At 69.1% G+C, this 25292-nt stretch carries 24 protein-coding genes and 1 other RNA gene; 8 read left to right on the top strand and 17 right to left on the bottom strand.

Annotated features, from left to right (window positions below; translation table 11 throughout):
* Positions 1 to 45: 45 nt before the first annotated feature.
* From ACG0Z3_RS13775 to rnpB, 3 genes are all read right to left on the bottom strand, one after another.
* Positions 46 to 1254 (bottom strand): multidrug effflux MFS transporter, encoded by a 1209-nt coding sequence (locus ACG0Z3_RS13775; protein WP_394398313.1) that lies wholly within the window; start codon positions 1252 to 1254, stop codon positions 46 to 48.
* Between the two features lie 84 nt (positions 1255 to 1338).
* Positions 1339 to 2916 (bottom strand): methyl-accepting chemotaxis protein, encoded by a 1578-nt coding sequence (locus ACG0Z3_RS13770; RefSeq protein ID WP_394398311.1) that lies wholly within the window; start codon positions 2914 to 2916, stop codon positions 1339 to 1341.
* A gap of 190 nt (positions 2917 to 3106) precedes the next feature.
* Positions 3107 to 3542, bottom strand: an RNA gene (gene rnpB / locus ACG0Z3_RS13765) — RNase P RNA component class A.
* A 40-nt stretch (positions 3543 to 3582) separates the two neighbouring features.
* Between rnpB and cysK the strand changes: the two genes are divergently transcribed.
* Positions 3583 to 4503 (top strand): cysteine synthase A, encoded by a 921-nt coding sequence (gene cysK, locus ACG0Z3_RS13760; RefSeq protein ID WP_394398309.1) that lies wholly within the window; start codon positions 3583 to 3585, stop codon positions 4501 to 4503.
* 3 nt (positions 4504 to 4506) lie between these two features.
* Here cysK and ACG0Z3_RS13755 read toward each other — a convergent pair whose 3' ends face one another.
* The 6 genes from ACG0Z3_RS13755 to ACG0Z3_RS13730 are packed head-to-tail and all read right to left on the bottom strand — an operon-like array spanning position 4507 to position 10708.
* Positions 4507 to 5508, bottom strand: a complete 1002-nt coding sequence (locus ACG0Z3_RS13755) for an FHA domain-containing protein (RefSeq protein WP_394398307.1) — start codon at positions 5506 to 5508, stop codon at positions 4507 to 4509.
* Positions 5484 to 6857: a S1 family peptidase gene (locus ACG0Z3_RS13750; RefSeq protein ID WP_394398305.1), complete on the bottom strand. Its 1374-nt coding sequence runs from the start codon at positions 6855 to 6857 to the stop codon at positions 5484 to 5486. Before ACG0Z3_RS13750 ends, ACG0Z3_RS13755 begins: the two co-directional genes overlap by 25 nt.
* Entirely contained in the window at positions 6857 to 7561 is a 705-nt protein-coding gene (locus tag ACG0Z3_RS13745) for a DUF3025 domain-containing protein (protein WP_394398304.1), read from the bottom strand. Before ACG0Z3_RS13745 ends, ACG0Z3_RS13750 begins: the two co-directional genes overlap by 1 nt.
* On the bottom strand, positions 7558 to 8745 hold the full coding sequence (locus tag ACG0Z3_RS13740) for an NYN domain-containing protein (protein WP_394398303.1): 1188 nt from the start codon (positions 8743 to 8745) through the stop codon (positions 7558 to 7560). The genes ACG0Z3_RS13745 and ACG0Z3_RS13740 overlap by 4 nt, the downstream gene beginning before the upstream one ends.
* Positions 8742 to 9776 (bottom strand): dihydroorotase, encoded by a 1035-nt coding sequence (gene pyrC / locus ACG0Z3_RS13735; protein ID WP_394398301.1) that lies wholly within the window; start codon positions 9774 to 9776, stop codon positions 8742 to 8744. The genes ACG0Z3_RS13740 and pyrC overlap by 4 nt, the downstream gene beginning before the upstream one ends.
* Complete coding sequence (locus ACG0Z3_RS13730; RefSeq protein WP_394398299.1) at positions 9773 to 10708, bottom strand: LysR family transcriptional regulator; 936 nt, start codon at positions 10706 to 10708, stop codon at positions 9773 to 9775. Before ACG0Z3_RS13730 ends, pyrC begins: the two co-directional genes overlap by 4 nt.
* Before the next feature lie 95 nt (positions 10709 to 10803).
* On the opposite strand from ACG0Z3_RS13730, the gene ACG0Z3_RS13725 reads away from it, so the two are divergent.
* Entirely contained in the window at positions 10804 to 11559 is a 756-nt protein-coding gene (locus tag ACG0Z3_RS13725) for an SDR family NAD(P)-dependent oxidoreductase (protein WP_394398297.1), read from the top strand.
* Between the two features lie 103 nt (positions 11560 to 11662).
* Positions 11663 to 12526, top strand: a complete 864-nt coding sequence (locus ACG0Z3_RS13720) for a DUF4394 domain-containing protein (protein WP_394398295.1) — start codon at positions 11663 to 11665, stop codon at positions 12524 to 12526.
* 60 nt (positions 12527 to 12586) lie between these two features.
* Here the strand turns inward: ACG0Z3_RS13720 and ACG0Z3_RS13715 are convergent, their stop codons facing one another.
* The 5 genes from ACG0Z3_RS13715 to ACG0Z3_RS13695 all read right to left on the bottom strand — a co-directional run bounded on the left by ACG0Z3_RS13715 (position 12587) and on the right by ACG0Z3_RS13695 (position 16805).
* Complete coding sequence (locus ACG0Z3_RS13715) at positions 12587 to 13321, bottom strand: amino acid ABC transporter ATP-binding protein (protein WP_394398293.1); 735 nt, start codon at positions 13319 to 13321, stop codon at positions 12587 to 12589.
* A gap of 89 nt (positions 13322 to 13410) precedes the next feature.
* The gene (locus ACG0Z3_RS13710) at positions 13411 to 14082 is read right to left on the bottom strand and encodes an amino acid ABC transporter permease (protein ID WP_394398291.1); all 672 of its coding nucleotides are present in this window, start codon (positions 14080 to 14082) and stop codon (positions 13411 to 13413) included.
* Positions 14079 to 14816 carry an amino acid ABC transporter permease gene (locus tag ACG0Z3_RS13705; protein WP_394398289.1) on the bottom strand — a complete coding sequence of 246 codons (738 nt, stop codon included), beginning with the start codon at positions 14814 to 14816 and terminating at the stop codon, positions 14079 to 14081. Before ACG0Z3_RS13705 ends, ACG0Z3_RS13710 begins: the two co-directional genes overlap by 4 nt.
* 75 nt (positions 14817 to 14891) lie before the next feature.
* On the bottom strand, positions 14892 to 15779 hold the full coding sequence (locus ACG0Z3_RS13700) for an amino acid ABC transporter substrate-binding protein (protein WP_394398287.1): 888 nt from the start codon (positions 15777 to 15779) through the stop codon (positions 14892 to 14894).
* A 108-nt stretch (positions 15780 to 15887) separates the two neighbouring features.
* Entirely contained in the window at positions 15888 to 16805 is a 918-nt protein-coding gene (locus ACG0Z3_RS13695) for a LysR substrate-binding domain-containing protein (RefSeq protein ID WP_394398285.1), read from the bottom strand.
* Here ACG0Z3_RS13695 and ACG0Z3_RS13690 point away from each other — a divergent pair.
* From ACG0Z3_RS13690 to ACG0Z3_RS13680, 3 genes are all read left to right on the top strand, one after another.
* Positions 16728 to 17687 carry a PEP-CTERM sorting domain-containing protein gene (locus tag ACG0Z3_RS13690; RefSeq protein WP_394398283.1) on the top strand — a complete coding sequence of 320 codons (960 nt, stop codon included), beginning with the start codon at positions 16728 to 16730 and terminating at the stop codon, positions 17685 to 17687. The two genes, ACG0Z3_RS13695 and ACG0Z3_RS13690, sit on opposite strands and share 78 nt — an antisense overlap.
* A 99-nt stretch (positions 17688 to 17786) precedes the next feature.
* Positions 17787 to 20162, top strand: coding sequence for a sensor histidine kinase (locus ACG0Z3_RS13685; protein ID WP_394398281.1), 2376 nt, complete (start codon positions 17787 to 17789; stop codon positions 20160 to 20162).
* Between the two features lie 48 nt (positions 20163 to 20210).
* The gene (locus tag ACG0Z3_RS13680) at positions 20211 to 21947 is read left to right on the top strand and encodes a diguanylate cyclase (protein WP_394398279.1); all 1737 of its coding nucleotides are present in this window, start codon (positions 20211 to 20213) and stop codon (positions 21945 to 21947) included.
* 12 nt (positions 21948 to 21959) lie between these two features.
* On the opposite strand, the gene ACG0Z3_RS13675 is transcribed toward ACG0Z3_RS13680, so the two are convergent.
* Entirely contained in the window at positions 21960 to 22652 is a 693-nt protein-coding gene (locus ACG0Z3_RS13675) for a response regulator transcription factor (protein WP_394398277.1), read from the bottom strand.
* 168 nt (positions 22653 to 22820) lie between these two features.
* Between ACG0Z3_RS13675 and ACG0Z3_RS13670 the strand changes: the two genes are divergently transcribed.
* On the top strand, positions 22821 to 23171 hold the full coding sequence (locus ACG0Z3_RS13670; RefSeq protein WP_394398275.1) for a hypothetical protein: 351 nt from the start codon (positions 22821 to 22823) through the stop codon (positions 23169 to 23171).
* Here the strand turns inward: ACG0Z3_RS13670 and ACG0Z3_RS13665 are convergent, their stop codons facing one another.
* Positions 23172 to 23714, bottom strand: coding sequence for a DUF1415 domain-containing protein (locus ACG0Z3_RS13665; RefSeq protein ID WP_394398272.1), 543 nt, complete (start codon positions 23712 to 23714; stop codon positions 23172 to 23174).
* Positions 23711 to 24907 (bottom strand): M20 aminoacylase family protein, encoded by a 1197-nt coding sequence (locus ACG0Z3_RS13660; RefSeq protein WP_394398270.1) that lies wholly within the window; start codon positions 24905 to 24907, stop codon positions 23711 to 23713. The genes ACG0Z3_RS13665 and ACG0Z3_RS13660 overlap by 4 nt, the downstream gene beginning before the upstream one ends.
* 50 nt (positions 24908 to 24957) lie before the next feature.
* Here ACG0Z3_RS13660 and ACG0Z3_RS13655 point away from each other — a divergent pair, with 50 nt between their 5' ends.
* Positions 24958 to 25269 (top strand): hypothetical protein, encoded by a 312-nt coding sequence (locus ACG0Z3_RS13655; RefSeq protein WP_394398268.1) that lies wholly within the window; start codon positions 24958 to 24960, stop codon positions 25267 to 25269.
* Positions 25270 to 25292 lie beyond the last annotated feature (23 nt).

The raw sequence follows: 25292 nt of genomic DNA, 5'->3' as shown, positions 1-25292 counted from the left end.
CCCGGCCTGACGGCGTCTCGGCGTGCAGGATGGGGGCACAGGCGTTCAGGCCGCGACGGAGCGCCGCACACCGTACCAGGCCAGCAGGCCCACGGCCATCATGGCGGCCGAGGCCAGCGCCAGCGCGACGGTGGAGTGCATGACCAGCGGCACCAGCAGGCCTGCCACCAGCCCGTTGGCCGCCGACCCGATGCTGGCCTGCAGCGACGACGCCATGCCGCGACGCTCGGGCACCTGGTCCAGCACGAGCAGCGTGACCACCGGCACCATCATTGCCCAGCCGAACGAGAACAGTCCGATCAGCGGCAGCGCCCACCAGGCGTTCAACGGCACGAACAGGTTCAGCGCCACATTCACCAGCGACACGGCCACCATGATGCGGAAGCCCCGCATGATCTGGCGCTTGGGTGCCATCTTGCCCGCCAGCCGCCCGCTGACCGCCGCGCCAGCCATGATGCCGCCGATGGTGGACAGGAAGAACCAGAAGAACTGCGTTGCCTCGAAGTGCAGGTGCTCGCCCAGGAACACCGGCGTGGCCAGCACGTACAGGAACATGCCGTTGAACGGGATGCCGCTGGCCAGCACCAGCATCATGAACTTGGGGCTGCTGCACAGCCGCCAGTAGTCGCGCATCAGCGCGCCGACCTGGAAGGGCTGGCGCATGTCGGCGTGCAGCGTCTCGGGCAGCAGCCGCCAGTTGGAGACGAACAGCGCCGCGCCGACGGCCGTGAGGAACCAGAAGATCGAGTGCCAGTCGGCATGCACGAACAGGAAGCCGCCCACCATCGGGGCGATGGCCGGCGCCACGCCGAAGAACAGCGTTACCTGCGACATCACCCGCTGTGCATCGGCGGGCGGGAACATGTCGCGGATGATGGCCCGCGACACCACGATGCCGGCGCCTGCCGACATGCCCTGCACCGTGCGCCAGAACACCAACTGGCCGATGCTGCCGGCCAGCGCGCAGCCCAGGCTGGCGCCGGTGAACACGGCCAACCCGATGAGCACGACGGGCCGGCGGCCGAAGCAGTCCGACAGCGCCCCGTGGAACAGGTTCATCAGCGCGAAGCCGAACAGGTAGCTGGAGAGCGTCTGCTGCATCTCCACCGGGGTCGCGTCCAGCGCTTTCGCAATGCCGGAGAAGGCCGGCAGGTAGGTGTCGATGGAGAAGGGCCCGACCATGGCCAGGCAGGCCAGCAGTACGGCCAAGGCCCAGCGGGGCGCGCGCCAGAGGCGGCTGGCGTCAGGATTCATCGGGGAGGCAGTCGGTGGACGAGCAAGGCGGTCGCGGGTTGCGGCCGGCGGGCAGTGTATCGACGGCGCCGCCGGCCCGCAGCCTCAGTGCCCCAAGCCCTTGCGCCCAGTCTTGAACTGCGCAATGACGTCCAGCAGTCCGGCCGCCTGCAACTTCAGGCTTTCCGCCGCCGCCGCGCTCTGCTCCACCAGGGCGGCGTTCTGCTGCGTGCCGCTGTCAATGGACGCGACGGCCTGGTTGACTTGTCCGATGCCGCTGCTCTGCTCTGACGCTGATGCATTGATCTCGGCCATCAGGTCGGTCATGCGCTGTACCTGCTGGACGACATCGTTCATGGTCGTGCCCGCTTCGCCGACGAGGCGGCTGCCCGTTTCCACCTTCTCGACGCTGGCTCCGATCAGGGCCTTGATCTCGCGCGCCGCCTGCGCGCTGCGCTGGGCCAGCCCACGCACCTCGCCGGCGACCACGGCGAAGCCGCGGCCCTGTTCGCCGGCCCGGGCAGCCTCCACGGCCGCGTTCAGCGCCAGGATGTTGGTCTGGAAGGCGATGCCGTCGATGGTGCCGATGATGTCGGCGATGCGGCGGCTGGAGTCGCTGATCTCGCCCATGGTCGCGACGACGCGTTGCACGACGTCGCCGCCGCGGCCGGCCACCTCGGTGGCGGCGCTGGCGAGCTGGCTGGCCTGGCGAGAACTTTCGGCCGTCTGCTGCACGGTGGACGTCATCTGCTGCATGGACGCCGCCGTCTGCTGCAGCGCACTGGCCTGCTGTTCGGTGCGGCTGGACAGGTCCAGGTTGCCGGTGGCGATCTGTTGCGAGGCCGTGGCGATGCTGTCGGCCGACTGGCGCACGCGGCCCACGATCTCCAGCAGGCCATCGTTCATGCGCTTGAGAGCGGCCAACAACTGGCCGGTCTCGTCGTCGCTGTCCACGACGATCTGGGAGCTCAGGTCGCCCGAGGCCACCGCCTCGGCCAGATGCACGGCGCGCCGCAGCGGACGCGTGATGGCATTGCTCAGCACCCAGCCCAGCCCCACGGCGGCGGCCACTGCGGCCGCACACACCAGCAGCATGACGATGCGGTCGCGGCCATAGCTGTGCTCGGCCTGCTGCACGCGCAGCGCGGCCTGTTGGCTTTCGTAGGCCAGGTAGTCCTCGGTCGCCTTCAGCAGCGCCGCCAGCAGCGGGCGGCATTCGGTGTTCATCTTGGTGATGGCCTCGTCGCGCTTGCCGTCCAGCGCCAGGCCGACGATGGCCAGCGCCACCGGGCCGTAGCTGGCCTCAATGCGCTCTATGTCGGCCACCAGCGCCGTGTCGCGCTCGCCCAGGTCGTCGGCCTTGGCCAGCATCTGCTTGAGCTTGGCCAGCGTTTGCTGCGTGTCCTCGTGTGCACGGCTGACCAGCGCCTTCTCGGCATCGCGGTCCGCTGCCGCCGTCACCAGCACAAGGTTGCGTGCTGCCACGGCACGCCGCTCGGCGGCGCCGCGCACCGCGTTGACCAAGCGTTCGCGTTCGCCTACGCCCTGCAGGTAGTCGGTGAAGCGCCCATTGGCGCGGCCGAGTGAATTCAGGGCCAGCCCCGATACCAGCAGCACGACGGCTGCCAGCAGGACGAACCCAAGCATCAGCTTGGCGCGCAAATGCAGATGGCTCAGCTTCATCGCGGACTCCCTTGGCTTGGCCCGACGCTTGGTGGTGGTGCTCGACTCGGGCCTGCCGGGCATCACGGGATCAGCTTCCAGGACGGACGACCGCAAGCTGAGCCCGCGACCATCCCATCAACCGTGAATCTAGCCCCTGCGCCCGGGGCTGGCGAGGAAAACAATGCGCCGGAAAGGGCCGTGCAAGAAAGAGTGAAGCAAGCCGATAGGCCGGATTCTGTGCACCGGGGTCGCCCCCGGCGTGACCGCCATTCCTCTGGGCCGGACATCGCTGCCCGGCTCGGTGCCACCTACCCGCCAGCTCTGCGAGCCGCATCGACGCTGGCCTACTTGGTGTTGCTGCGCGTAGAGATTGCCCGTTTCACCTCTGTCGGGCAGAGCCCGACAGAGGTGCTACTCGGTTCGGGCTTTCGCCCGACGGTGCGGAGCTTTCGCTCCACCCCACGCCAGCTTGCGCTGGCGCCTCATAGACCACCCGTCAGGGTGTCCCAACAGAACTCGTCTCTGTTGCTCTGATCCTCGGCTTTCGCCGGGCAGCCGTTAGCTGCTACGCCGCTCTATGCAGTCCGGACCTTCCTCCAGGGCCTCGTTTCCGAGATTGCCCCAGCGGCGGTCTGGCTTGCTTCACACTCGCGATTATCCCCGCACATTCGACAGGAGTTCCGCATGAAGGCTCACAGCGTCCTCGACACCATCGGCAACACGCCCCACATCCGCCTGCAACGCCTGTTTGGCGGCGCCCAGGTGTGGGTGAAGTCCGAGCGCAGCAACCCGGGCGGCTCCATCAAGGACCGCATCGCGCTGGCCATGGTGGAAGACGCCGAGGCGCAGGGCCTGCTCCAGCCCGGTGGCACCATCATCGAGCCCACCTCGGGCAATACTGGCGTGGGCCTGGCCATGGTGGCGGCCGTCAAGGGCTACAAGCTCATCCTCGTGATGCCCGACAGCATGAGCATTGAGCGCCGCCGGCTGATGCTGGCCTACGGCGCGAGCTTCGACCTGACCCCGCGCGAGAAGGGCATGAAGGGCGCCATCGCGCGCGCCAAGGAACTGCTGGAGCAGCACCCCGGCTCGTGGATGCCGCAGCAGTTCGAGAACGGCGCCAACCCGGCCGTGCATGTGAAAACGACGGCGCAGGAGATCCTGCGCGACTTCCCCGAGGGGCTGGACGCCCTCATCACCGGCGTGGGTACAGGGGGCCACATCACCGGCTGCGCGCAGGTGCTCAAACGCGCCTGGCCGCAGCTGAAGGTCTATGCGGTGGAGCCCACGGCGTCGCCCGTGCTCAGCGGCGGCCAGCCCAGCCCACACCCCATCCAGGGCATCGGAGCGGGCTTCGTGCCGGCCGTGCTGGACACCGGCCTGCTGGACGGCGTCATCCAGGTCGAAGCCGAGGCCGCGCGCGAGTACGCCCGCCGCAGTGCCCGCGAGGAAGGCCTGCTGGTGGGCATCTCCAGCGGCGCCACGCTGGCCGCCATTGCCCAGAAGCTGCCAGAGTTGCCCGCGAACGCGCGGGTGCTGGGCTTCAACTACGACACGGGCGAGCGCTACCTTTCGGTGGACGGCTTCCTGCCGCAGGCGAGCTGAGACTCAGTCGTCGCCGTCTTCTGCGTCGGCGCCTTCGTTGTCCTTGCGCGCCTGGCGCTGCAGCTCGGCCTGCAGCGGCTGCAGCGACTCGATCAGCTCGCTGGCCGGCCGGGGCGTGACCACGCGTAGCGCCGGTGGTGGCAGGCTGGCCAAGTAGGGCGGGCCGAAGAGGTGTTGGTGCTCCAGCCGCCCGCCGATCTGCAGGCCCAGGCCCAGCACCAGCAGCGCCGCGATGCCCAGGTTCAGCGTGCGGCGCGCCCCCGGCCACACCAGCTGCGCATGCCAGGCGACCAGCACTGAGCCCGCGACCGGCAGCGCCAGCCCGTCCAGCGCCATCAGGCGCGGCAGCGAGAGCGCGTAGGCAACGGCGGGCAGCAGCCATTCCAGTGCCTGCAGCGCGACGATGACCAGCAGCGCGCGGCGCAGGTGAGTCTTGAACGGGAAGCGGTGCTGGAAGATCTGGCTGGCTAGCGACCACAGTCCCGCCCACCCCAGCACGAAGGCCAGCGGGCCCAGCAGCGACCCGGCGTACTGGATCCAGCGGGCATCGGCGTCCAGCGCACTCCAGCGATCTACCCACTGGAAGAACAGCAGGGCGGCCAGCAGCAGCGGCAACAGAGCCCAGTGGCGCACGGGCTGCACGACCAGCGGCTGCTCTGGCGCGAGCGCATCGGCGCTGGTGCGCAGTCGCAGTGTGCTGCCGGCCAGCTGGAAGACGCCGCCGGGCGGCAGGGCAGCCTCGTCGCCCGCGGCCAGGCGGCGGCCTCCGAGGCTGCCGCCGTTGCGGGTCGGCAGCAGCCGCAGGCGGGTGCGCCCCTCGGCGTCGGCAAGCAGTTCGGCGTGGTGGGCGGCGAGGTGCGGGTCGTCCAACACCACGTCGCAGTCGGGCGAGCGCCCGATGCGCACGGGCCATTGCGTCACGCGCTGCACCAGTGCCACGCGGCCGTCACGGCCCAGCAGCTCGACGACAGCAGCGGGCATCACTTGGCCTTGGCGGTCGTCCACGCGAAGCCCTCCAGGTAGTGCGCTGCGAGCTTGAGCGCGTTGTCGAAGCTGACGCCACGGGCGTCGAAGCGGCCTAACGCGCCCTGCGTGGGCGCGTCCACCGTGGTCACGAGGATGCTGAGGTCGTGCAGCCCCTCCAGCTTGCGGTAGGCACGCAGGCACACGACGGCGCGCAGCGGGAGACCCTCGCGGTCCACGAAGCGCTCCTTGCAGAAGGCGCCGGTACGCATCTTGTCGGGGCTGCCGAGGCGCTCGTTGCGAAAGCTCGCCGAGTACTGCCGCGCGAAGCGCAGCGCGCCCAGTTTTTCGCCGTCGTAGGCCTCGTGCGACATGTCCAGCCAGCCGGTCTGCAGGTTCCCGCTGACGAAGACGGCATGGTCCATGCGGCACTGCGAGCGCTCGAAGTCCAGCCCCTTGGTGTCGGCCGGCGTGCTGCGGCCCCAGCAGCGCATGAACTGCTGCTGCGGCACCGGCAGGCGGTAGCGGTCGTGGTTGGCGCTCTGCCAGGGCAGGGACAGGAAGCGCGTGACCAGTTCGTCCTGGTAACGCGTCAACTGATCGCGCAGGCGGCTCCAGGCGGCTGTGCGGATGGGCTTGGCGCCCAGGCTGCGCTTGACCAGGCTTTCGGCGAACTCGCCGGGCACCAGGAAGCTGACCTGCTGCGAGAACATCATGCCGGACACGTTGACGCCGACGACCAGGCCGTCCTCGTCCAGCACCGGGCCGCCGCTCATGCCCGGGTTGATGCCGCCGGCGTAGTAGATCAGCGGGTCGAAGCTGCGGTCCACCAGGCCGTTGTAGTTGCCCTCGACGACGGCAAAGGCCACGTCGTGCGGGTTGCCCATGGAGTAGATGCGCTCGCCCTTGGCCAGCGGCTGCTGAACGGGGCGAAAGGCCAGCGCTCCGCGGCCCTGGAGGCCAGGGGCCTTGCCGTCGTTCACCGCGCGCAGCAGCGCCAGGTCGCGGCGGGCATCGAAGTCCAGCAGTTCCAGCGCGCCGCTCTGGCCGTCGGTGGTCGCGTAGCGCAGCCGGTAGCTGTCGGGCTCCAGCGCGAACTGACTGATGACGTGGTAGTTCGTGACGATGTGACCATCGTCGCTGACCAGGAAGCCCGAGCCCACCGAGGCCTGGCTGTCCTGGGTCTTGAGCAGCGTGCGGATCTGCAGCAGCTGGCTCTTGCTGCGCTCATACAGTCGGCGCGCGCTGGCCGACACGGCCGGCGGCTGCTGGGCCGAGGGCGCAGATGCTGGCGCCGCGGCGGCGGGCGGGGCCGGGCGGGTCTGCGCACCCGCCAGGGCGGCCAGGCCCGCCATGGCCAAGGCCAGCAAGGGCTTCAAACAGGACTTCATCAGCAAACGACACCTCCCGGGGCGGGCGCCGATGCTAGCCTGGGTTGGCGAAACACCTGCTCGTCCGTATAGAACCCGCGTGATGCATTGGGCGCCCACCAGCCCGGGATGCCCAGCACCGGCAGCGGCGGCAGGGTGGTAGGGGTCAGGTCTTGCGGCAGTGCCGGGGCCTGCAGGTCGTTGACGAGCAGCACGCGCGCGCACAGCGGCTTGCGCGGGCGCAGCAGCTTCTCCAGCAGCGCATGGCCCACGACCAGCGCCTGGGTGTGCTGCCACAGCGCGCGCCGGGTGATAAACAGCGTGGCCCAGTCGCGCGCGAGCAAGGCCTCGCGCAGCGGCGCTGGGGCGGCCAGCAGCAGGCCGCTCTCGTCCAGCAGCGTGAGCGCGTCGCGCAGCGGGCCGCGCCGGCCGGGCGGGGCCGGCGGCGCTAGCTGGTGCGCCCGGTTGAGCGCCGCTTTGAAGGCCGGGCAGCGCAGCCACACCAGGCCGTTGAACAGGTCGTGCACGTTGTGCCGCGTGGGCACGCGGCCGGTGGCGGCCACGTGCTGCTCGTAGCCGGTGGTGCGCGGCCCCTCTGGCTCGAAGCGCGGGTGGCCCAGGGCGGCGTGCACCGGCATGCCTTCGTCGAGCCTCTGGAACACCGGCGCGGCCACCTCGCGGTAGGGCGCGAACCAGGGCGCGGCCCAGTCCGGCGCGAGCTTCAAGTGGCGAAGCGCACGCGGTTGGGCTGCTTCTCGGGCTGCAGTTCGAAGGCGTGCGCGTGCTTGCGGAACAGCTTGGTGGCCGGCGCCGACTTGGCCAGCAGGCCGGCGTCCTTCAGCACTTTGGCTGCGGCGCCCAGATCGTGCCACTGGCCGTCGATGAGCTTGGGCAGCAGCGCCAGCACGGCGTTGATTTCCTTGGCGGCGGCGACCTGTGGGTCCTCCGCCGTGGCGGCCGCCTTGGCCGCCGGGCGTGCAGCAGACTTGTGCTCGGCCGGGAGCGCGTCTTTGGGCTTGGTGGCAGGCGCGGTGTCCGGTGGCACCTGCGCTGGGGCACTCGCGGCGGGCGCGGGTGCCTCGGCCGGCAAGGCCTTGGTGCTGCGGCCGGCCCGCTTGCCGGCGGGCTTGTTGGCTGTCTTTGCGGCGGGTTTGGCGGCGGGCTGCGCCACAGCCTGGGTCGGCGCATCGGCGACCGCGGCGGCCGCTGGTGCGATGTCGACCGGCAGCGCCGGAGGCACCGCAGACGCTGACTCCAGGGCCGCCGGCGCGGCCGTCACGGCAGCTGGCGTCAGCACCGGCTCGGCCATGGTGGGTGCGGGCAGGGGCGCACTGGCGTCCGTGCGCGGCGGGCGCGGTGCGGGCGTACCGCGCGGCGCGTCTGCCACTGGGCGTGTGCCGCCGGCCCGTCCGCCGTTGCGGCCGCGGCCGCGGCCCCCGCCCGCAGGCTTGGCCGGTGCGGCGTCACGGCTGCTGCGGCCAGTGCCGTGGGCCAGTTCGTTGAACTGGTCGTAGATCTGGATGACGCCGTCGCCCGTCTTGCCGTACTGGCCGAAGCCGCGCAGCCAGGCGCCTTTTTCTCGCAGGCGCAGCACCAGCGGCGCGAAGTCACTGTCCGAGGACACGAGAACGATGACGTCGGGGCGCTCGGTGATGGCGATGTCCATCGCGTCGGCGGCCAGCGCGATATCCGTCGAGTTTTTGCCGATGGCCAGGTTGACGATGGCGCGCAGGCCCAGGCGCTTCATGAAGGCCTGCTGGTGGTGTGCCTGCTCGGCATTGCAGTAGGCACGGCGGATGTGGGCCGTGCCGTAGTCCTTGAACACCATGTTCAGCGCCTGCTCGATGACGTCGGTGGCGACGTTGTCGAAGTCCACCAGGAAGGCGACTTTCTTGTCGGACATGCTCATGCGACCAGCTTCCAGTTCAGGGTGTCACCGCCGCGCAGCGGCTTGAGTTGGGCCTCGCCAAAGGGCACGGCGTCCGGCAGCGTCCAGGCCTCGCGCTTGATGGTAACGGTGCCGGTGTTGCGCGGCAGGCCGTAGAAATCGGGGCCGTGGTGGCCAGCGAAGGCGTCCAGCTTGTCCAGCGCGCCGATGGCCTCGAAGGCCTCGGCGTAGAGCTCCAGCGCCGACACGGCGGTGAAGCAGCCGGCGCCGCAGACTGAGTTCTCCTTCAGCTGCGCGGCGTGGGGCGCGCTGTCGGTGCCGAGGAAGAACTTCGGCAACCCGGAGGCCGCTGCCTTCAGCAGGGCTTGGCGGTGCTCTTCGCGCTTGAGCACGGGCAGGCAGTAGTAGTGCGGACGCAGGCCGCCGGTGAAGATGGCGTTGCGGTTGTAGAGCAGGTGCTGCGGCGTGATGGTGGCGGCCGTGAATCGGTCGCTGTCGGTCACGTACTGCGCGGCCTCCTTGGTGGTGATGTGCTCGAACACCACCTTCAGCTCGGGCATGGCCGCGCGCAGCGGGGTCATCACGCGGTCGACGAACACGGCCTCGCGGTCGAACACGTCGATGTCGGCATCCGTCACCTCGCCGTGGACGAGGAAGAGCAGGCCTTCGCGCTGCATGGCCTCCAGCGTCGCGTAAGTCTTGCGGATGTCGGTGACGCCAGCGTCGCTGTTGGTCGTCGCGCCCGCGGGGTAGAGCTTGAGTGCCACGACGCCGGCATCCTTGGCGCGCTTGATCTCGTCCGGCGGCGTGTTGTCCGTCAGGTACATGGTCATCAGCGGCTGGAAGTCGGACCCTTCCGGTAGCGCGGCCAGGATGCGCTCGCGGTAGGCCACGGCCTGCGCGGCGGTGGTGACCGGCGGGCGCAGGTTGGGCATGACGATGGCGCGGGCGAACTGGCGCGCGGTGTAGGGCAGCACGCTGGCCAGCGCCGCCTCGTCGCGCAGGTGCAGATGCCAGTCGTCGGGGCGGGTGAGGGTGAGGGTGTCGGTCATGATGGGTCGGGATTGTCGTCGGCCAGATGAGTCAGCAGCAGCGCTGTCAACCAGTCCATGAAGAGGCGCACGCGGCGCGGGGTGTGGCGGCGCTGGCTCATGACCAGCCGCACAGGCAGCGGCGCGGGCTCGAAGCCGGGCAGCACACGCACCAGCCGGCCCTGGGCCAGGGCCGCGCGCATGCCCACGCAGGGGGCCTGGATGAGGCCCATGCCCGCCAGTGCGGCGGTCTCGTAGGCATCCGTGTGATTGACGCTGATGCGCGCCGGCAGGGCCAGGCTGTGGGAGCGGCCGTCGGCGTCCACCCAGTCGAAGCGCGGGCGGCGGTCGGCCCAGGTCTGGCTGTAGTGGACCAGCATGTGGCCCTGGGTCAGTAGCTCGTCGGGGTGGCGCGGCGTGCCGTGCGCGGCCAGGTAGGCGGGGCTGGCGAGGTTGAGCATGCGCAGCTCGCCCACGGGCCGCGCCACCAGCATGGCGTCGTGCACGGCACCCACGCGCAGCACGCAGTCGAAGCCTTCCTCGACGAGGTCCACCCGCCGGTCGGTGCAGCTGAGTTCCACCTGCAGCGCCGGGTGCGCCGCCAGGAAGCCGGGCAGCGCGGGCAGCACCACATCCAGCGCCAGCCGCACGGGCAGGTCCACGCGCAGCCGGCCGCCGAGCTGCTGGTCCTGCTGGAACAGCGCTTCGATCTCGCCGGCGTCCGCCAGCAGCGCCCGCGCGCGCTCGGCCAGCAGCTCGCCGTCGGGCGTGAGGCTGACGCGCCGCGTCGTGCGCTGGAACAGCCGACTGCCCAGGCGGGCCTCCAGCTCGCGCACGATCTGGCTGACGCGGCCCTTGGGCAGGCCCAGCTCGTCCGCGGCGCGGCTGAAGTGCGCCAGTTCGGCCACCTGCAGGAAGACGCGCAGTGCGGTCAGATCCAAATTGGTTTCCATTCAGAGCACAGTCAATTCAATTTGGCGGACTTTATGTGCTGAACGGTGGCCAATAGATTGGCTGCTCTTCTCAACACCGCAAGACGGAGCCTGTCATGACCTCTCCCATCACCTTGATCACCGGCGGCAGTCGCGGCCTGGGCGCGCAGATGGCGCTGGCCCTGGCCCGCGAGGGCCACGATATCGTGTTCACCTACCGCGAGGCGGCCGCTGCGGCCGATGCGGTCGCAGCGCAGATCCAGGCGCTCGGGCGGCGGGCGCTGGCGCTGCGGCTGGAGGTGGCCGACGTCGCGGGCTACCCGGCCTTTGTTGACGCGCTGACGCAGGGACTGGCCGCCTGGGGCGCAACGCGGCTGGAAGGCTTGGTCAACAACGCCGGCATGGGTGTGCATGCGATGTTTGCCGACACCACGCCGGCCCAGTTCGATGCGCTGGTGGCCGTGCACCTGAAGGCGCCGTTCTTCCTGACGCAGGCGCTGCTGCCGCTGCTGGCCGATGGGGCGAGCGTGCTCAACATCTCCAGCGGGTTGGCGCGCTTCTCGTTGCCGGGCTATGCCGCCTATGCGGCCATGAAGGGCGGTGTGGAGGTGCTGACGCGCTACCAGGCCCGCGAGCTGGCGGCGCGCGGCATCCGCGTCAACACGCTGGCACCTGGTGCCGTGGCGACCGACTTCGGCGGCGGCGCGGTGCGCGACAACGCGGAGCTCAACCGCATGGTCGCGTCGCTGACGGCCCTGGGCCGCGTGGGCGAGGCCGAAGACATCGGTGGCGCGGTGGCGGCGCTGATGCGGCCAGGCGCGGGCTGGATCACGGGCCAGCGCGTCGAGGCGTCTGGCGGTATGTTCCTGTGAAGCCGTGAGGAATGCGCTGCGGCAGCCCGTGCTCTTGTGGGGGCATGGTGCCGTGGCCGGCGGTGGCCGCGTATAAACCGGCCGACTCAACCCTGGAGACGCCATGAGCCGCCACGCCCTGACCCTCATTGCCGCGAGTGCGCTGCTCGCCGCCTGCGCCACCACCGAGCCGCTGGGCCCGCTGGCCAAGGAGACCATCTATGCGGTGACCACGGGCAATCAGCTCGTGCAGTTCAATGCCGGCCAGCCGCAGAAGACGCTGGCGAGCAAGCCGCTGACCGGGCTGGCGGCGGGCGACACGCTGCTGGGCATCGACTACCGCGTGGCCAAGGGCCAGCTGTTCGGTCTGGGCGCCAGCGGCCAGCTCTACCGCATCGACACCAAGACCGGCGCCGCCACCGCCGTGGGCGCGCCGGTGGGGCTGCCGGTCGGCGCCAGCGAGTGGGGGTTCGACTTCAACCCGACGGTGGACCGCATCCGCGTCGTCAGCGACACGGGCTTCAACCTGCGACTGCATCCGGACACCGGGGCCATCGTCGACAGCGACCCCAACCAGCCCGGCCTGCAGCTGGATGGGCGCCTGGCCTTTGATGCTGCCGACGTCAACGCCAGCCAGCCGGCGACACTGGTGGCGGCCGGCTACACCTACAACAAGGACAACGAGAAGATCACCACCAACTATGCGTTGGACGGCAAGCTGGGTGTGCTGGTGCACCAGGGCACCAAGGAGGGTGTGCAGCCCATGGTGTCGCCCAACACCGGCCGGCTCTACACCGTGGGCACGCTGGGCGTGGGGAGCTTCGGCAAGGCGACGCTGGACATCTCGGATGTGTCCAACGCCGCGTACTCGGCCATCACGACGGGCGGGCAGTCGGTCTGGTACCGCATCGATCTCGCCAGCGGCAAGGCCACGCGCATCGGCAGCATCGCGGCCGGGGCGGTCGTCGGCGCGGCCATCGAGCCCTGAATGACTCAGGCCCGCGTTCGCGGGCCTGAGCAGGAACAAGGGGCGCCGCGGCGCCCTTTTTCAATGCTGAAGAATCTTGGCGAGGAAGTCCTTGGCTCGCGGCGAGCGCTCCTCGGGCTTGCCGAAGAAGTCGGCGCTGCTGCAGTCCTCGACGATCTTGCCGGCGTCCATGAAGATGACGCGGTTGCTGACGCGCTTGGCGAAGCCCATCTCGTGCGTCACGCACATCATGGTCATGCCTTCCTGGGCCAGCTGCACCATCACGTCCAGCACCTCGCCGACCATCTCGGGGTCCAGCGCCGAGGTCGGCTCGTCGAACAGCATGACGATGGGGTCCATGGACAGCGCACGGGCAATCGCCACGCGCTGCTGCTGGCCGCCGGAGAGCTGGCCTGGAAACTTGTCCTTGTGTGCCGACAGGCCCACGCGGTCCAGCATCTTCAGGCCGCGCACCTTGGCGTCGTCCAGTGAGCGGCCCAGCACCTTGACCTGGGCGATGGTCAGGTTCTCGGTCACCGACAGGTGCGGGAACAGCTCGAAATGCTGGAACACCATGCCCACGCGTGAGCGTAGCTTGGGCAGGTTGGTCTTGGGGTCGGCAATGGAGATGCCGTCCACGACGATGTCGCCCTTCTGGAAGGGTTCCAGCGCATTGACCGTCTTGATCAGCGTGGACTTGCCCGAGCCCGACGGGCCACACACCACCACGACCTCACCCTTCTGGATGGACGTCGTGCAGTCGGTCAGCACCTGGAAGCTGCCGTACCACTTGGAAACGTTCTTGATGTCGATCATGGGAGCCTCCGACGAGCCGCCTCTAGGAGGCGCAGCGCCCCCTTGGGGGGCAGCGAACGAATGTGAGCGTGGGGGTACATGGATCTCTCTCAGCGAATGATTTGGATGCGGGCCTGCAGGCGGCGCACCGTCATGGACAGGCCGAAGCAGATGACGAAGTAGACGGCGGTGGCGACGAGGTAGGTCTCGACCGGCCGATTGAAGTTCTTGCCGGCCACCTCGAAGCCCTTGAGCAGGTCGTAGGCGCCGATGGCGTAGACCAGAGAGGTGTCCTGGAACAGGATGATGGTCTGCGTCAGCAGCACCGGCAGCATGTTGCGGAAGGCCTGCGGCAGCACCACCAGCTGCATGGTCTGGCGGTAGGTCATGCCCACGGCGTAGCCGGCGTAGACCTGGCCCTTGGGCACGCTCTGGATGCCGGCGCGCATGATCTCGGAGTAGTAGGCCGCCTCGAACAGCGTGAAGGTGATGATGGCCGACAGCTCCGCGCCCATGGGCTTGCCCGTCATCAGCGGGATCAGCAGGAAGAACCACAGGATGACCATCACCAGTGGGATGGAGCGCAGCGTGTTGACGTAGGCCGCCGCGGGCATCTCAAGCCAGGGCTTGCCGGACAGGCGCATCAGCGCCAGCAGCGTGCCCAGCAGGATGCCGCCGATCATGGCGATCAGCGTCAGTTGTAGCGAGAAGAAGAAGCCTTTGGCGACGAAGCCGGTGACGACGTCCCAGCTGAGGAAGGCGAAATCGAGTTGCAGCATCATTTGCCCCCCACCATGCCGGGCACGCGCGCCCGGTTCTCGATGACGAGGGCCACGCGGTTGATCGCAAACGCGGAGATGAAGTACAGCGCCGTCGCGCCAAGGTAGATCTCGATGCTGCGCGAGGTTTCCTCGCTGGCCTGGATGGAGAACATCGTCAGCTCGGCGATGCTGACCGCGAAGGCCACCGACGAGTTCTTGATGATGTTCATGCTCTCGCTGGTCAGTGGCGGGATGACGATGCGAAAGGCCATGGGCAGCAACACGTAGCGGTAGGTCTGCGGCAGCGTGAAGCCCATCGCCAAGCCGGCGTAGCGCTGGCCCTTGGGCAGGCTCTGGATGCCGGCCTTGACCTGTTCGGCGATGCGCGCCGACGTGAAGAAACCCAGCGCGAACACCACCAGGATGAAGCTGGGCACCTCCCGCAACAACGGGAAGACGGACGGCAGCACGTGGTACCAGAGGAAGAGCTGCACCAGCAGCGGGATGTTGCGGAACAGCTCAGTCCAGGCGTTCCCCAGGAACACCAGGCCGCGGCTGGGCGCCGTGCGCAGGATGCCCATCAGCGAGCCCATCGCCAGTGCCAGCACCAACGCCAGCAGCGCAACGCTCAGCGTCCAGCCCCAGGCCGAAATCATCCATTGCAGATAGGTGATGTCGCCGTTGCTGCCAAAGCAGCTGGCGACCACCTCCCCATCAAGCGTGTTCTTGCAGAACACCTGCCAGTCCCAACTCATCGCCTCTCCTTGCACCCTCTAGAACAAAGCGGGTGCCAGGCACCCGCTTTGCATCAGCTCAAAACGTGCCAGCGTTTACTTCTTGGCGGCGTAGTCTTCCGCCGGCTTGTCGTTCGGATTGGCCCAGGCGTCCTTGGTGGCGGCCGACAGAGGCAGGCCGATCTTGGCATTGGTGGGCGGGATGGGCTGCAGGAACCACTTGTCGTAGGTCTTCGCCAGCTCGCCCGACTTGATCTGGGCCTTGATGCTGTCGTCCACGGCCTTCTTGAAGGCCGGGTCGTCCTTGCGCATCATGATGGCGATGGGCTCGACGGCCAGCACCTCGCCGACGATCTTGAAGTCGGCCGGGGCCTTGGACGTGGCGATGTTCTTGGCCAGGATGGAGCCGTCCATCACGAAGGCGTCGGCGCGGCCGGAGTCCAGCAGCAGGAAGCTGTCGGCGTGGTCTTTGCCGAACACTTCCTTGAAATCCACGCCCGCGGCGCGCTCGTGCTTGCGCAGCGTCTGCACCGAGGTGGTGCCGGTGGTCGTGGCCAGGGTCTTGCCGGCCAACTGGTTGATGGAGGTGATGCCCGAGGCCGCCTTCACGGCGATGCGCACTTCCTCGACGTAGGTGGTCACGGCGAAGGCGACATCCTTCTGGCGGGCGACGTTGTTGGTCGTCGAGCCGCACTCCAGATCGATGGTGCCGTTGACCGTCAGCGGGATGCGGTTTGCGGACGTGACCGGTTGCAGCTTCACCTCCAGCTTGCCACCCAGCTGCTTGCGCAGGTCGGCGACGACACGGTCGCAAACGTCGATGTGATAGCCGACGAACTTGCCGTCGCCGATGGTGTAGGACAGGCCGGAGGACTCTCGCACACCCAGCGTGATGACGCCGCTGTCCTTGATCTTCTTCAGCGTGTCGGCATGGGCAGCGACCGAAGCGGCAGCCAGAGCGGCGACGAGCAGAACTTTCTTCATGGGGACTCCAACAACAGGAATGGGGGTGTCAATGATGGCGGCGAGCAGACCACGCCGTGTGAATTGCCCGAATACGGGTTTTCACCGTGAAGGGCATGTGGAAAGTCCTTACGGTGTGGCCGCCAAGTAGTCCCACAACGCCTGGGCGGCGGGCTTGTGCCGGCGCGAGGCCTCGGGGCGCTCGCGGTACATGCGCAGCTCCATGCTGACGCTGAACGTGCCCGGCGGTGCGGCTGCCACGAGGCGGCCCCCGGCCAGTTCCTTCTGAACCGAGCTGGCGGGCAGGAAGGCGCAGCCGTGGCCTTCCAGGGCCATGGCCTTCAGGCCCTCGGCCATGTCGGTCTCATAGATGGCGTCCAGGTTCAGCGCGCAGTCGGCTTCCTTGACGATGAGCTCGACGATGCGCCCCAGGTAGGCGCCCGCCGCGTAACTCAGGAAGGGAATCTTCTGGCCGGGCCGCCCGGGCAGGCGGAACAGCGGCTCGCCCTGCGTGTCGGGTTTGGCGTAGGGCGACAGCGTTTCGTGGCCCAGCGACACCATCTGGTAGCGCTCCGGGTCCAGTTGCAGTGGCTGGCTGGCGTGGTGGTAGACCAGCAGCAGGTCGCAGTTGCCCTCGCTGAGCTGCAGCATCGCGTCGTGCACATTGGCCGCATTGAGCCGGCACTTGATGGCACCGAAGCCGCGCCGCAGCCCCATCAGCCAGTGCGGGAAGAAGCTGAACGCCAGCGAGTGCGGCACGGCGAACTCGATCATGTCCTGGTCGGCCGCCTGGTGGCTGCGCAGCATGTTGCGCGTGGCCTGCAGGTTGCCCAGCAGTTCCACCGCCTGGGCCAGCAGCGTTGCGCCGGCAGCGGTCAGCCGGGTCGGGTAGGACGAGCGATCCACCAAGTCAACACCCGCCCAGGCCTCCAGCGCCTGGATGCGGCGCGAGAACGCAGGCTGGGTCACATGCCGGAGCTGGGCGGAGCGGGAGAAGCTGCGCGTCTCGGCGAGGCTGACGAAGTCTTCAAGCCATTTGGTTTCCACCGCAGGCAGTGTAGCCAAGCCCTCCGCTACCCCCTTGATGACGGGTGCGGCCTCGGCCTCACCCCTCAACTGAAGGGGCAGGGCGCGGCCCAGGACAGAAAGGCTTGTTTACATTTCGGGCCACAGATCAACTCGAACGACCCGACGGAGAGCGCCATGCGTGCAACGAGCAAACTTCTGGCCATTGCCTTGGCGGCCCTGGTGCAACCGGCGTTCGCGGCGCTGGAACCTGTCACCATCGATTTCGAGAAGATCACGCTGGATCTTGACCAGTGGGGCATGGTCGCGCTGGCGTCCAACAACCCGTATGCCGAGTTGGGCGTGGCGTTCACGGGCGATGCCTGGGGTGTTCGCAGCAACGCGCGCGGTTGCGGCGGTTTCTCCAGCTTCGCACCGGTCGGGGGGGCGGGTTGTGGCGCGCTGCTGCTGGCCAGCAACCCCAGTATCGAGGATCCCGCCACGATCGGTGTTGCGGCCGCCACCCAGAGCCCCAGCTTTACGATCAACTTCGCCGAGGGATTTGTTGCCGGGTCGTCGCTGTCTTACAAGGCGCTCGTGAGCTCCAATGTCCGCATCGAGCTGTTCTCGGGCCTGGACGGCGTCGGCTCGCTCGGCACGGTGGATGGCCTGGCTGCGGGCAAGTGCGGCATCGCCGCTGTTGAGTTCTGTGACTGGGGTGATCCCCTGACGCTGAATTTCGGTGGTGTCGCCAAGTCCATGGTCGTGACGGGCGGCGATGAGTTGTTCATGCTGGACAACCTCTCTTTCGCGCGCCAGGATGCTTCCGTGCCCGGCCAACTGCCCGAGCCTGCCAGCCTGGCGCTGGCCCTGAGCGCGCTGGGCGTGCTGGGCTGGAGCCGCAAGCGCGCCGGCGCCCGCTGACCCGCGTTCCGGCTGCTGCCGGTGACATGACAGACGACCGCTCAGGCGGTCGTTGTCGTTTTTGGACCGTGCTCGCGCACCTGCCCTAAGCTCGCGGTCATGCGCAATCCCGCCCCGCCGCCTGACGAGGATCGCCGCCTGGCCCGACTGGCCGCGCTGGCGGTCATGGACTCCGAGCCCGAACCGCTGTTCGATCACCTGACCGCGCTGGCCGCGCAGATTTGCGGCACGCCGGTCGCGTTGCTCGGGCTGCTGGACGAGCACCGGCAATGGTTCAAGGCGGCGGTCGGCTTTGGCCGCAGCGAGACGCCGAGGGCGCTGACCTTCTGTGCGCATACCTTGCTGGCCGACGGGCTGTTCGAGGTCAACGACGCGCGGCTGGATCCGCGGTTCGAGGACCACCCGGATGTGTTGGCCAGCCCGCCGCTGCGCTTCTATGCCGGCGTGCCCGTGAGGCTGGACGATGGCAGTCACCCGGGCACGCTGTGCGTCGTGGACTACCGGCCCCGCGAGCTCAGCGAGGCGCAGCGCGAGGCGCTGACGCGGCTGGCCGGCGCGGCGGCCGAGGCTTTGATGATGCGCGAGCGTGCGCAGAGCCGGGCCGACCGGGACGAGCAGCCGTTCCGACTGCTGGCCGAGACGGCGCCGCTGGGCGTTTTTCGTGCCGACACGGCCGGGCGTTGCATCTACACCAACCTGGTCTGGCAGCGCGTGCACGGGCTGGCGGCCGGCCAGGCGTTGGGGGAGGGATGGATGGCGACCCTGTCGACGCAGGATCTCGCGTCGGTGCGCAGCCACTGGCAGCGCTGCGTGCAGCGTCGCCAGCCCTTCGAAATGCGTTATCGCGCCGGCCCGGCGGGTGCCCAGGCGCGCCAGATCTGGGCACGCGCCCAGCCGCTGCTGACGCCGCAGGGCGAGCTGGCTGGCTACGTCGGCATCGCCGAGGACGTGACCGACCGCCTCAGCGCCGAGCGCGAGTTGCGGGAGAGCAAGGCGTTGCTGGACCGCACGGGCCGGGTTGCCGGGGTTGGCGGCTGGAGCCTGGACCTGCAGACCCATGAGCTGCTCTGGAGTGACCAGACCTGTCGCATCCATGACCTGCCGCCCGGCCATCGACCCACGTTGGACGAAGCAGTCGGCTACTACCAGCCCGAGGCGCGCGCCATCATCGAGGCCGCCGTGCAGCGCGGCATCCTGCAGGGCGAGCCCTGGAGCCTGGAACTGCCCCTACTCACCGCCACCGGGCGCGAGATCTGGGTGCTGGCCCAAGGGCAGGTGGATTGGCAGGATGGCGTGCCGGTGCGGCTGGTGGGCGCGTTCCAGGATGTCACGGCCCACCACCGTGCCTCGCTGGAACTGGAGCACAACCGCCAGCGGCTGCGCGTGCTGTACGAGTCGACTCCGGCGCTGATGCATTCGGTGGACGTGGCCGGGCGGTTGCTCAGCGTCTCGGACCGCTGGCTGGAGCGGCTGGGCTACCGGCGTGAGCAGGTCATCGGCCGGCTGCTGGATGACTTCATGACGCCGCATTCCAGTCGCCAGATGCGCGAGGCCCACAACCCGGCTGTCTGGCGCGACGGCCATGTGGACGATTGCGCGGTGCAGTTGATCTGCGCCAACGGCAGCCTGCGGGATGTGCGGGTGTCGGCGGTGGCCGAGTTCGACGCCCTGGGGCGGCCACAGCGAGCGCTCGCGCTGGTGGACGACATCACCGAGGAACTGCAGCGCCGCGCCGAGCTGGCGCAGGAGCAGCAGATGCGCCGCCAGACCGAGCGCCATGTGCGGGAGCTGGATCAGCTGCTGCGCGAGCGCTCGGAGATGCTGGACGTGCTGGCCCATGAGGTGCGCCAGCCACTGAACAATGCCAGCGCGGCGCTGCAGAGTGCAGCCGCCAGCCTGGCCGGGCGCGGCGAGCGTCAGGCGCAGGAGCGGCTGACGCGCGCGCAGGCCGTGCTGGGCCAGGTGCTGGCCGGCGTGGACAACACGCTGGCGGCAGCCAGCCTGCTGGCGGGCGCCGGCAGCATCGCGCGGCTGGACACCGACATCGACACGCTGGTCGCCGTCACCATCGCCGACCTGCCGCGCGACCAGCGCGAGCGCGTGGCCGTGCGCCGCCACACGGCCACGCGCACGGCGCTGATGGACATGAGCCTGATGCGGCTGGCGCTGCGCAACCTGCTGTCCAACGCGCTGAAGTACGCGCCCGGTGCGAGCCCGGTGACGCTGCACGTGATGGACTTCGATGAGCCGGCCGCGCTGCAGTTCGAGGTGGCCGATGGCGGGCCGGGCATCCCACGCGAGCTGCTGCCACGCCTGTTCTCGCGGGGCGCGCGCGGCGGCGGGCAGGAGTCGGCCCATGGCCTGGGCCTGTACATCGTGCGCCGCGTGATGGACCTGCATGGGGGAAGCGCGGAGCTGTTGCGCACGGGGCCGCTGGGCACGGTCATGCGGCTGACGCTGCCGCAGGCTGGCTGACGCGGCTTAGACTGCGCCGGCCGGTCGAGCCGGCCTATGCCGACGCCGATGCCCGACGCTCCAACCCTTCCCGCAGCCCGCCCGCCCCATTCCCGCCTGCCCAGCCTGCGCGGCCAGCTCAGCCTGGTGTTGGGCGGCCTGGTTCTGGCCGTCCTGACCTCGGTCGGCGGCTACCTGGGCAGCCTGGCCACACATGAGCTCTACACGGCCCAGGCGGCTGCCGTGCGGGCCACGGCCCAGGCGGCCGCCGAGCTGCTGGCCAGCCAGCTGCGCGATCGCGAGCGCGAGATTGAGTTGCTCAGCCTGTCGCCACACCTGATGGAGGGGCCGCTGGACTCCCGGCAGGCGCGCGATGCACTGGACCGCCGCAAGGCGCTGCATGACGAGTTCGCCTGGCTGGGTGTGGTGGCCGCGGACGGCACCGTGCTGCAAGCCAGCGGCGGCCTGCTGGTGGGCCGCTCGGTGGCGCAGCGCGAGTGGTTCATCGCCGGTCGTGAACGCGTCTACGTGGGCGACATGCACGAGGCCAAGCTGCTGGCCAAGCTGTTGCCGGTGTTGCCCGACGGTGAGCCCACGCGGTTCATCGATTTCTCCGCGCCCATCCGTGACGCCGAGGGGCGTCTGCGTGGTGTCGTCGGCACGCATGCGCACTGGCGCTGGGTCACCACGCTGCTGGACAGCGTCACCCGCCGCCAGCAGCCGGGCAGCGGCATCGATGCCCTCATCGTCGACCGCCGTGGCCGCGTGCTCTACCCCGAGGCGATGAAGCTGGCACAGGCCCGGGGCGACGCCGTGTTGCCCAGGCTGTCCAACGGGCGCTTCGAGGGCGAGCTGGACTTCGACGGCAAGACCTACCTGACCAGCGAAGCGCCGCTGCAAGCGCGCACCAGCGCGGAGCTAGGCTGGCGCATCGTGGCCCGCCAGCCGCTGGAGCTGGCCATGCGGCCGGTGCGTGACCTGCGGCGCGAGCTGGTGCTGCTGGGCGCGCTGGCTGCGGGCGTGCTGACGCTGGCCGCCTTGCTGCTGGCGCGGCGCATCAGCCGGCCCGTCGAGCAACTGGCCGACATCGCCGAGCGCGTCAGGGCTGAGCGCCGCATGCCGGAGTTCCCGCAGGACCCCGGTGCGCACGAGCTGGCCCGGCTGAGCCAGGCCATGCAGTCCATGGCCCGCTCGCTGCTGGCCACCGAGCAGGAGCTGCAACAGGCCAACGCCGGCCTGGAGGCCCAGGTGCAGCAGCGCACCCTGGAGTTGCAGGCCGCCAACGCGGCGCTGGAGCATCTGGCCACGCGCGACCCGCTGACCGGCCTGCACAACCGCCGCAGCCTGGATGCGCGGCTGGCCGATGCGCTGGCGCTGGACCGCCGGTACGGGCATGGTGGCCGCGTGCACGGGCTGCTGCTCATCGACGCGGACCACTTCAAGAACGTCAACGACCAGCACGGCCACGCGGCCGGCGACGCGGTGCTGCGCCAGCTCGCGGCGCTGCTGCAGGCCTCGGTGCGCACCACCGACGTGGCCGCGCGTTTCGGCGGCGAGGAGTTCGCCGTGCTGCTGCCGGAGCTCTCCGGCCCGCAGGAGGCGGTCATGGTGGCCGAGAAGATCCGCAGTGCGGTGCAGGACGCGGTATTCCCCGCCGCGGGCCGGCTCACGGTCAGCATCGGCGTGAGTCTGGCCTCGCCGCAGGATGCCGATGTGCGGCCGCTGCTGGAGCGCGCTGACGAGGCACTCTACGAGGCCAAGCGCGGCGGCCGTAACGCGGTGAGGCTCAAGAGCTTAGGTGGCTGAGCGGGCGAGCGTTCAGAGGATCTGCAGCGGCGCGCGGAACACGTAGCCCACGCGCGACTTGCTCTGCAGCGGCACCAGCGTGGGTGTGGCGCGCTCGATGCGGCGGCGCAGCCGGTAGATGGTGGCCGACAGGCCGTCATCGGCCTCGCCTTCGGGCACCTCGCGGCCCAGCTTGTTCAGCAGCGCCTCGCGCGTGACGGGCTCGCCACCGGCCTGCGCAAAGCACTCCAGCAGCTGGCGATCGGCCTCGCTGAGCTGGATGCGCGTGCCGTCCGGCACGACGAGTTCGCCGCTGGCGCGGTCCAGCTTCCAGGCCGACTCGGTGGTGGCCGGCTTGGCGACGCGGCGCTGCACGGCGGCGATGGCCAGCGCTACCTGCTCGAACTGCACGGGCTTGACGAGGTACATGTCGGCCCCGGCCGTGATGACCTCGCGGAACACCTCCGGCCCCAGCCGGCCCGAGACCACCACGACGCCGGCATCGGTGCGGCGGCGCAGGATCTTGATCAGCTCCACGCCGTTGACGCCGGGCAGCATCAGGTCCACGAGGTAGAAGTCGAACGAGAACGCCTCGGGCGCGGCCAGCAAGGCATTGCTGTCGTCGAAGTGGCTGACCGCGATGCCCTGCTGCTCCTGCAGGAACTGCGTCAGGAACTCGGAGTACTCGGCGTCGTCGTCGATCAGGGCAAGGGTCTTGGGTTGCATGGGGCTGAGCAGGGATGCAGCCGGCGAGTTTGCCGCATGACGGCCAGGGCTTGATCGTCTGGCACGCTATCGCGTGTCGATTTGCGCGCTCTGTCGCTTGAGTTGCGCGCCAACTGACCGCAGTGTCGTGACAATCCGGGGCCGACAAGAGGACAGGAGACCGACGCGATGGATGATGCTGCGCAAGACGAGCACGCCGACGGGCTGTGCTGGCTGATGCCGGGCCACCGTGCCGCGCCGGCCGAGGCGCTGAGGCGTATCCAGGCGCTGTGCGCCGCCTGGCCCGATCTGCATGCGGCCCTGTTCGTGGTGCTGGCCACGCACCAGGAGCTGCCGCGCGACATGCTGGCGGCCGCCGTCAAGCAGTTCCGCACCGACCTGGACCCCCACTCGCGCGAGGACGTCCTCAGCCTGCTGACGGCGATCTGGAACGGTGGCAAGAGCGGCTTCGACGCGGTGCTGCGCACGCGCGCCAACTCGCCCAAGAAGGGCAACAACCTGTCCTGGCTGAAGGAGTAGCTAGGTCTTCAGCCCCAGCGCGGCCCAGCCTGCGTGTCCCAGCTTGTCCAGCGTGTCGAGGTTGCCCTCGAAGATGGCCGCCGTGTCGGGCATGGCCTCCACCGCCCGCGTGATGCTCTCCTCGCGCAGCAGGTGCAGCGTGGGGTAGGGCGAGCGGTTGCTGTAGTTGGCGATGTCGTCCGGCGCGCTGCCGTCGAACTGGTAGCTAGGGTGGAAGTCGGCGATCTGCAGGATGCCGTCCAGCTGCAGCTCATCTACCAGCGCGTCGGCGGCGTCCAGGAAGTCGTTGAAGTCCAGGAAGTCGTCGAGCACCTGCGGGTGGATGAGCAGGGTCGTGTCGATCTCATCCGGGTCGGCGCGGTTCAGCGCCAGCAGCTCGCGGGCCAGGTCTTTCAGCAGTGCCTCGGGCTCGGTGGCGTCGCTGACCACATAGCGGATGCGCTCGTTGACGTGCACCGCTTTCGCAAACGGGCACAGGTTCAGGCCGATGACGGCCTTGACGACCCAGTCGCGGGTGTCGGTGATGACTTGATCGTGGTTCATGGCTTGGGGCTGTTGAGCCACTGTTCGGCGAGCCTCACCCACATGGAGCCTCCCAGCGGAATCAGGTCGTCGTTGAAGTCGTAGCTCGGGTTGTGCAGCGTGCACGGCCCCAGGCCGTGGCCGCCGGTGCGGTGTTCGCCGTCGCCGTTGCCGATGAGGAAATAGCAGCCGGGCTTGTCCAGCAGGTAGTAGCTGAAATCCTCGGCGCCCATCGTGGGCTCGAATTCCTGCACGTTGTCGGCGTCCACCATGTCGGTCAGCACGCGGCGCACGAACTCGGTCTCGGCGGGGTGGTTGATCGTCGGCGGGTAGTTGCGGCGGAACTCGAACTCGGCCTTCAGCTCGAAGGCACCCGCCAGTTGTTCCGTCATGTCCTTCATGCGGCGCTCCAGCAGGTCCAGCAGCTCCAGTGTGAAGGTGCGTACCGTGCCTTCCATGACGACCGAGTCCGGCACGACGTTGGTGGCCTCGCCGGCGTGGATCATCGTCACGGAGATGACGCCGGGGTCGATGGGCCGCTTGTTGCGGCTGATGATGGTCTGGAAGGCCGACACCAGCTGGCAGGCCGCTGGCACCGGGTCCACGCCCAGGTGTGGCATGGCGGCGTGCGAGCCCTTGCCGCGCAGCGTGATCTTGAACTCGTTGCTGCTGGCGAATACCGGGCCGGACTTCAGTGCGAACTGGCCGGCCTTCATGCCGGGCCAGTTGTGGGCGCCGAACATGGCTTCCATCGGGAACTTCTCGAACAGGCCGTCCTTGATCATCTCGCGGGCGCCGCCGCCACCTTCCTCGGCGGGCTGGAAGACAAGGTAGACCGTGCCGTCGAAGTTGCGGTTCGTCGCCAGGTGCTTGGCTGCGGCCAGCAGCATGGCGGTGTGGCCGTCGTGACCGCAGGCATGCATGCGGCCCAAGTACGAGCTGGCGTGCGGGAACTGATTGCGCTCGGTCATGGGCAGCGCGTCGATGTCGGCTCGCAGGCCAACGGCTCGGTCCGACGTGCCGTTCTTGACGATGCCGACGATGCCGGTCTTGCCCAGGCCGCGATGAACCGGGATGCCCCAGTCGGTCAGGGCTTTTGCAATGACGTCGGCAGTGCGTTCTTCGTGGAAGCAGAGTTCCGGGTGCTTGTGCAGGTCGCGGCGGATGGCCGTGATCTCGGGCGCGTCGGCCAGGATGGTGTCGATGAGCTTCATGAGCGGGTGACTTCAGGCTCTGTGAGGGGCCCGAGTTTAGGATTGCGGCCGTGAACCTCCGTCGCAACATCCGCGGCTGGCTGCTCTGGCTGGCTCTGATTCTGCCCATCGCCCAGGCGATGGCGGATGTGCACGCGCTGTCGCATGTGGGCGACCGGCAGGACGATGGCCTCGTCCACGTGGTCGATTGCGACCTCTGCCTGACTGCCGCCCACCTGGCCGGTGGCGTGCCGACGGCCACGCCCGGGCCGCTGCCTGCCCGCGTGGCGGGCGATGTGCTGGCGACGGCTTGCTCGGCCCCGGCCATCGCGAGCGACACGACCTGGCGGCCGCCCGCGCGCGCGCCGCCCGATTCCGTCTGAACCCCAAGCTCTCTGCGCATACC

Source organism: Pelomonas margarita, from assembly GCF_043555875.1.
Lineage (GTDB): Bacteria > Pseudomonadota > Gammaproteobacteria > Burkholderiales > Burkholderiaceae_C > Pelomonas > Pelomonas margarita.
The sequence above is the reverse complement of the archived record's forward strand: the minus strand, read 5'-3'. Positions and strand labels throughout refer to the sequence as shown.

What these genes read in the sequence shown, in the direction of transcription:
- ACG0Z3_RS13675 (WP_394398277.1), bottom strand. Translation starts at nt 22,652, where the DNA reads ATGCAACCCAAGACCCTTGCCCTGATCGACGACGACGCCGAGTACTCC.
- pyrC (WP_394398301.1), bottom strand. Translation starts at nt 9,776, where the DNA reads ATGACCGACACCCTCACCCTCACCCGCCCCGACGACTGGCATCTGCAC.
- cysK (WP_394398309.1), top strand. Translation starts at nt 3,583, where the DNA reads ATGAAGGCTCACAGCGTCCTCGACACCATCGGCAACACGCCCCACATC.
- ACG0Z3_RS13770 (WP_394398311.1), bottom strand. Translation starts at nt 2,916, where the DNA reads ATGAAGCTGAGCCATCTGCATTTGCGCGCCAAGCTGATGCTTGGGTTC.
- ACG0Z3_RS13750 (WP_394398305.1), bottom strand. Translation starts at nt 6,857, where the DNA reads ATGAAGTCCTGTTTGAAGCCCTTGCTGGCCTTGGCCATGGCGGGCCTG.
- ACG0Z3_RS13665 (WP_394398272.1), bottom strand. Translation starts at nt 23,714, where the DNA reads ATGAACCACGATCAAGTCATCACCGACACCCGCGACTGGGTCGTCAAG.
- ACG0Z3_RS13740 (WP_394398303.1), bottom strand. Translation starts at nt 8,745, where the DNA reads ATGAGCATGTCCGACAAGAAAGTCGCCTTCCTGGTGGACTTCGACAAC.
- ACG0Z3_RS13690 (WP_394398283.1), top strand. Translation starts at nt 16,728, where the DNA reads ATGCCGGAGCTGGGCGGAGCGGGAGAAGCTGCGCGTCTCGGCGAGGCT.
- ACG0Z3_RS13705 (WP_394398289.1), bottom strand. Translation starts at nt 14,816, where the DNA reads ATGAGTTGGGACTGGCAGGTGTTCTGCAAGAACACGCTTGATGGGGAG.
- ACG0Z3_RS13685 (WP_394398281.1), top strand. Translation starts at nt 17,787, where the DNA reads ATGCGCAATCCCGCCCCGCCGCCTGACGAGGATCGCCGCCTGGCCCGA.
- ACG0Z3_RS13660 (WP_394398270.1), bottom strand. Translation starts at nt 24,907, where the DNA reads ATGAAGCTCATCGACACCATCCTGGCCGACGCGCCCGAGATCACGGCC.
- ACG0Z3_RS13670 (WP_394398275.1), top strand. Translation starts at nt 22,821, where the DNA reads ATGGATGATGCTGCGCAAGACGAGCACGCCGACGGGCTGTGCTGGCTG.
- ACG0Z3_RS13680 (WP_394398279.1), top strand. Translation starts at nt 20,211, where the DNA reads ATGCCCGACGCTCCAACCCTTCCCGCAGCCCGCCCGCCCCATTCCCGC.
- ACG0Z3_RS13720 (WP_394398295.1), top strand. Translation starts at nt 11,663, where the DNA reads ATGAGCCGCCACGCCCTGACCCTCATTGCCGCGAGTGCGCTGCTCGCC.
- ACG0Z3_RS13775 (WP_394398313.1), bottom strand. Translation starts at nt 1,254, where the DNA reads ATGAATCCTGACGCCAGCCGCCTCTGGCGCGCGCCCCGCTGGGCCTTG.
- ACG0Z3_RS13730 (WP_394398299.1), bottom strand. Translation starts at nt 10,708, where the DNA reads ATGGAAACCAATTTGGATCTGACCGCACTGCGCGTCTTCCTGCAGGTG.
- ACG0Z3_RS13725 (WP_394398297.1), top strand. Translation starts at nt 10,804, where the DNA reads ATGACCTCTCCCATCACCTTGATCACCGGCGGCAGTCGCGGCCTGGGC.
- ACG0Z3_RS13715 (WP_394398293.1), bottom strand. Translation starts at nt 13,321, where the DNA reads ATGATCGACATCAAGAACGTTTCCAAGTGGTACGGCAGCTTCCAGGTG.
- ACG0Z3_RS13700 (WP_394398287.1), bottom strand. Translation starts at nt 15,779, where the DNA reads ATGAAGAAAGTTCTGCTCGTCGCCGCTCTGGCTGCCGCTTCGGTCGCT.
- ACG0Z3_RS13710 (WP_394398291.1), bottom strand. Translation starts at nt 14,082, where the DNA reads ATGATGCTGCAACTCGATTTCGCCTTCCTCAGCTGGGACGTCGTCACC.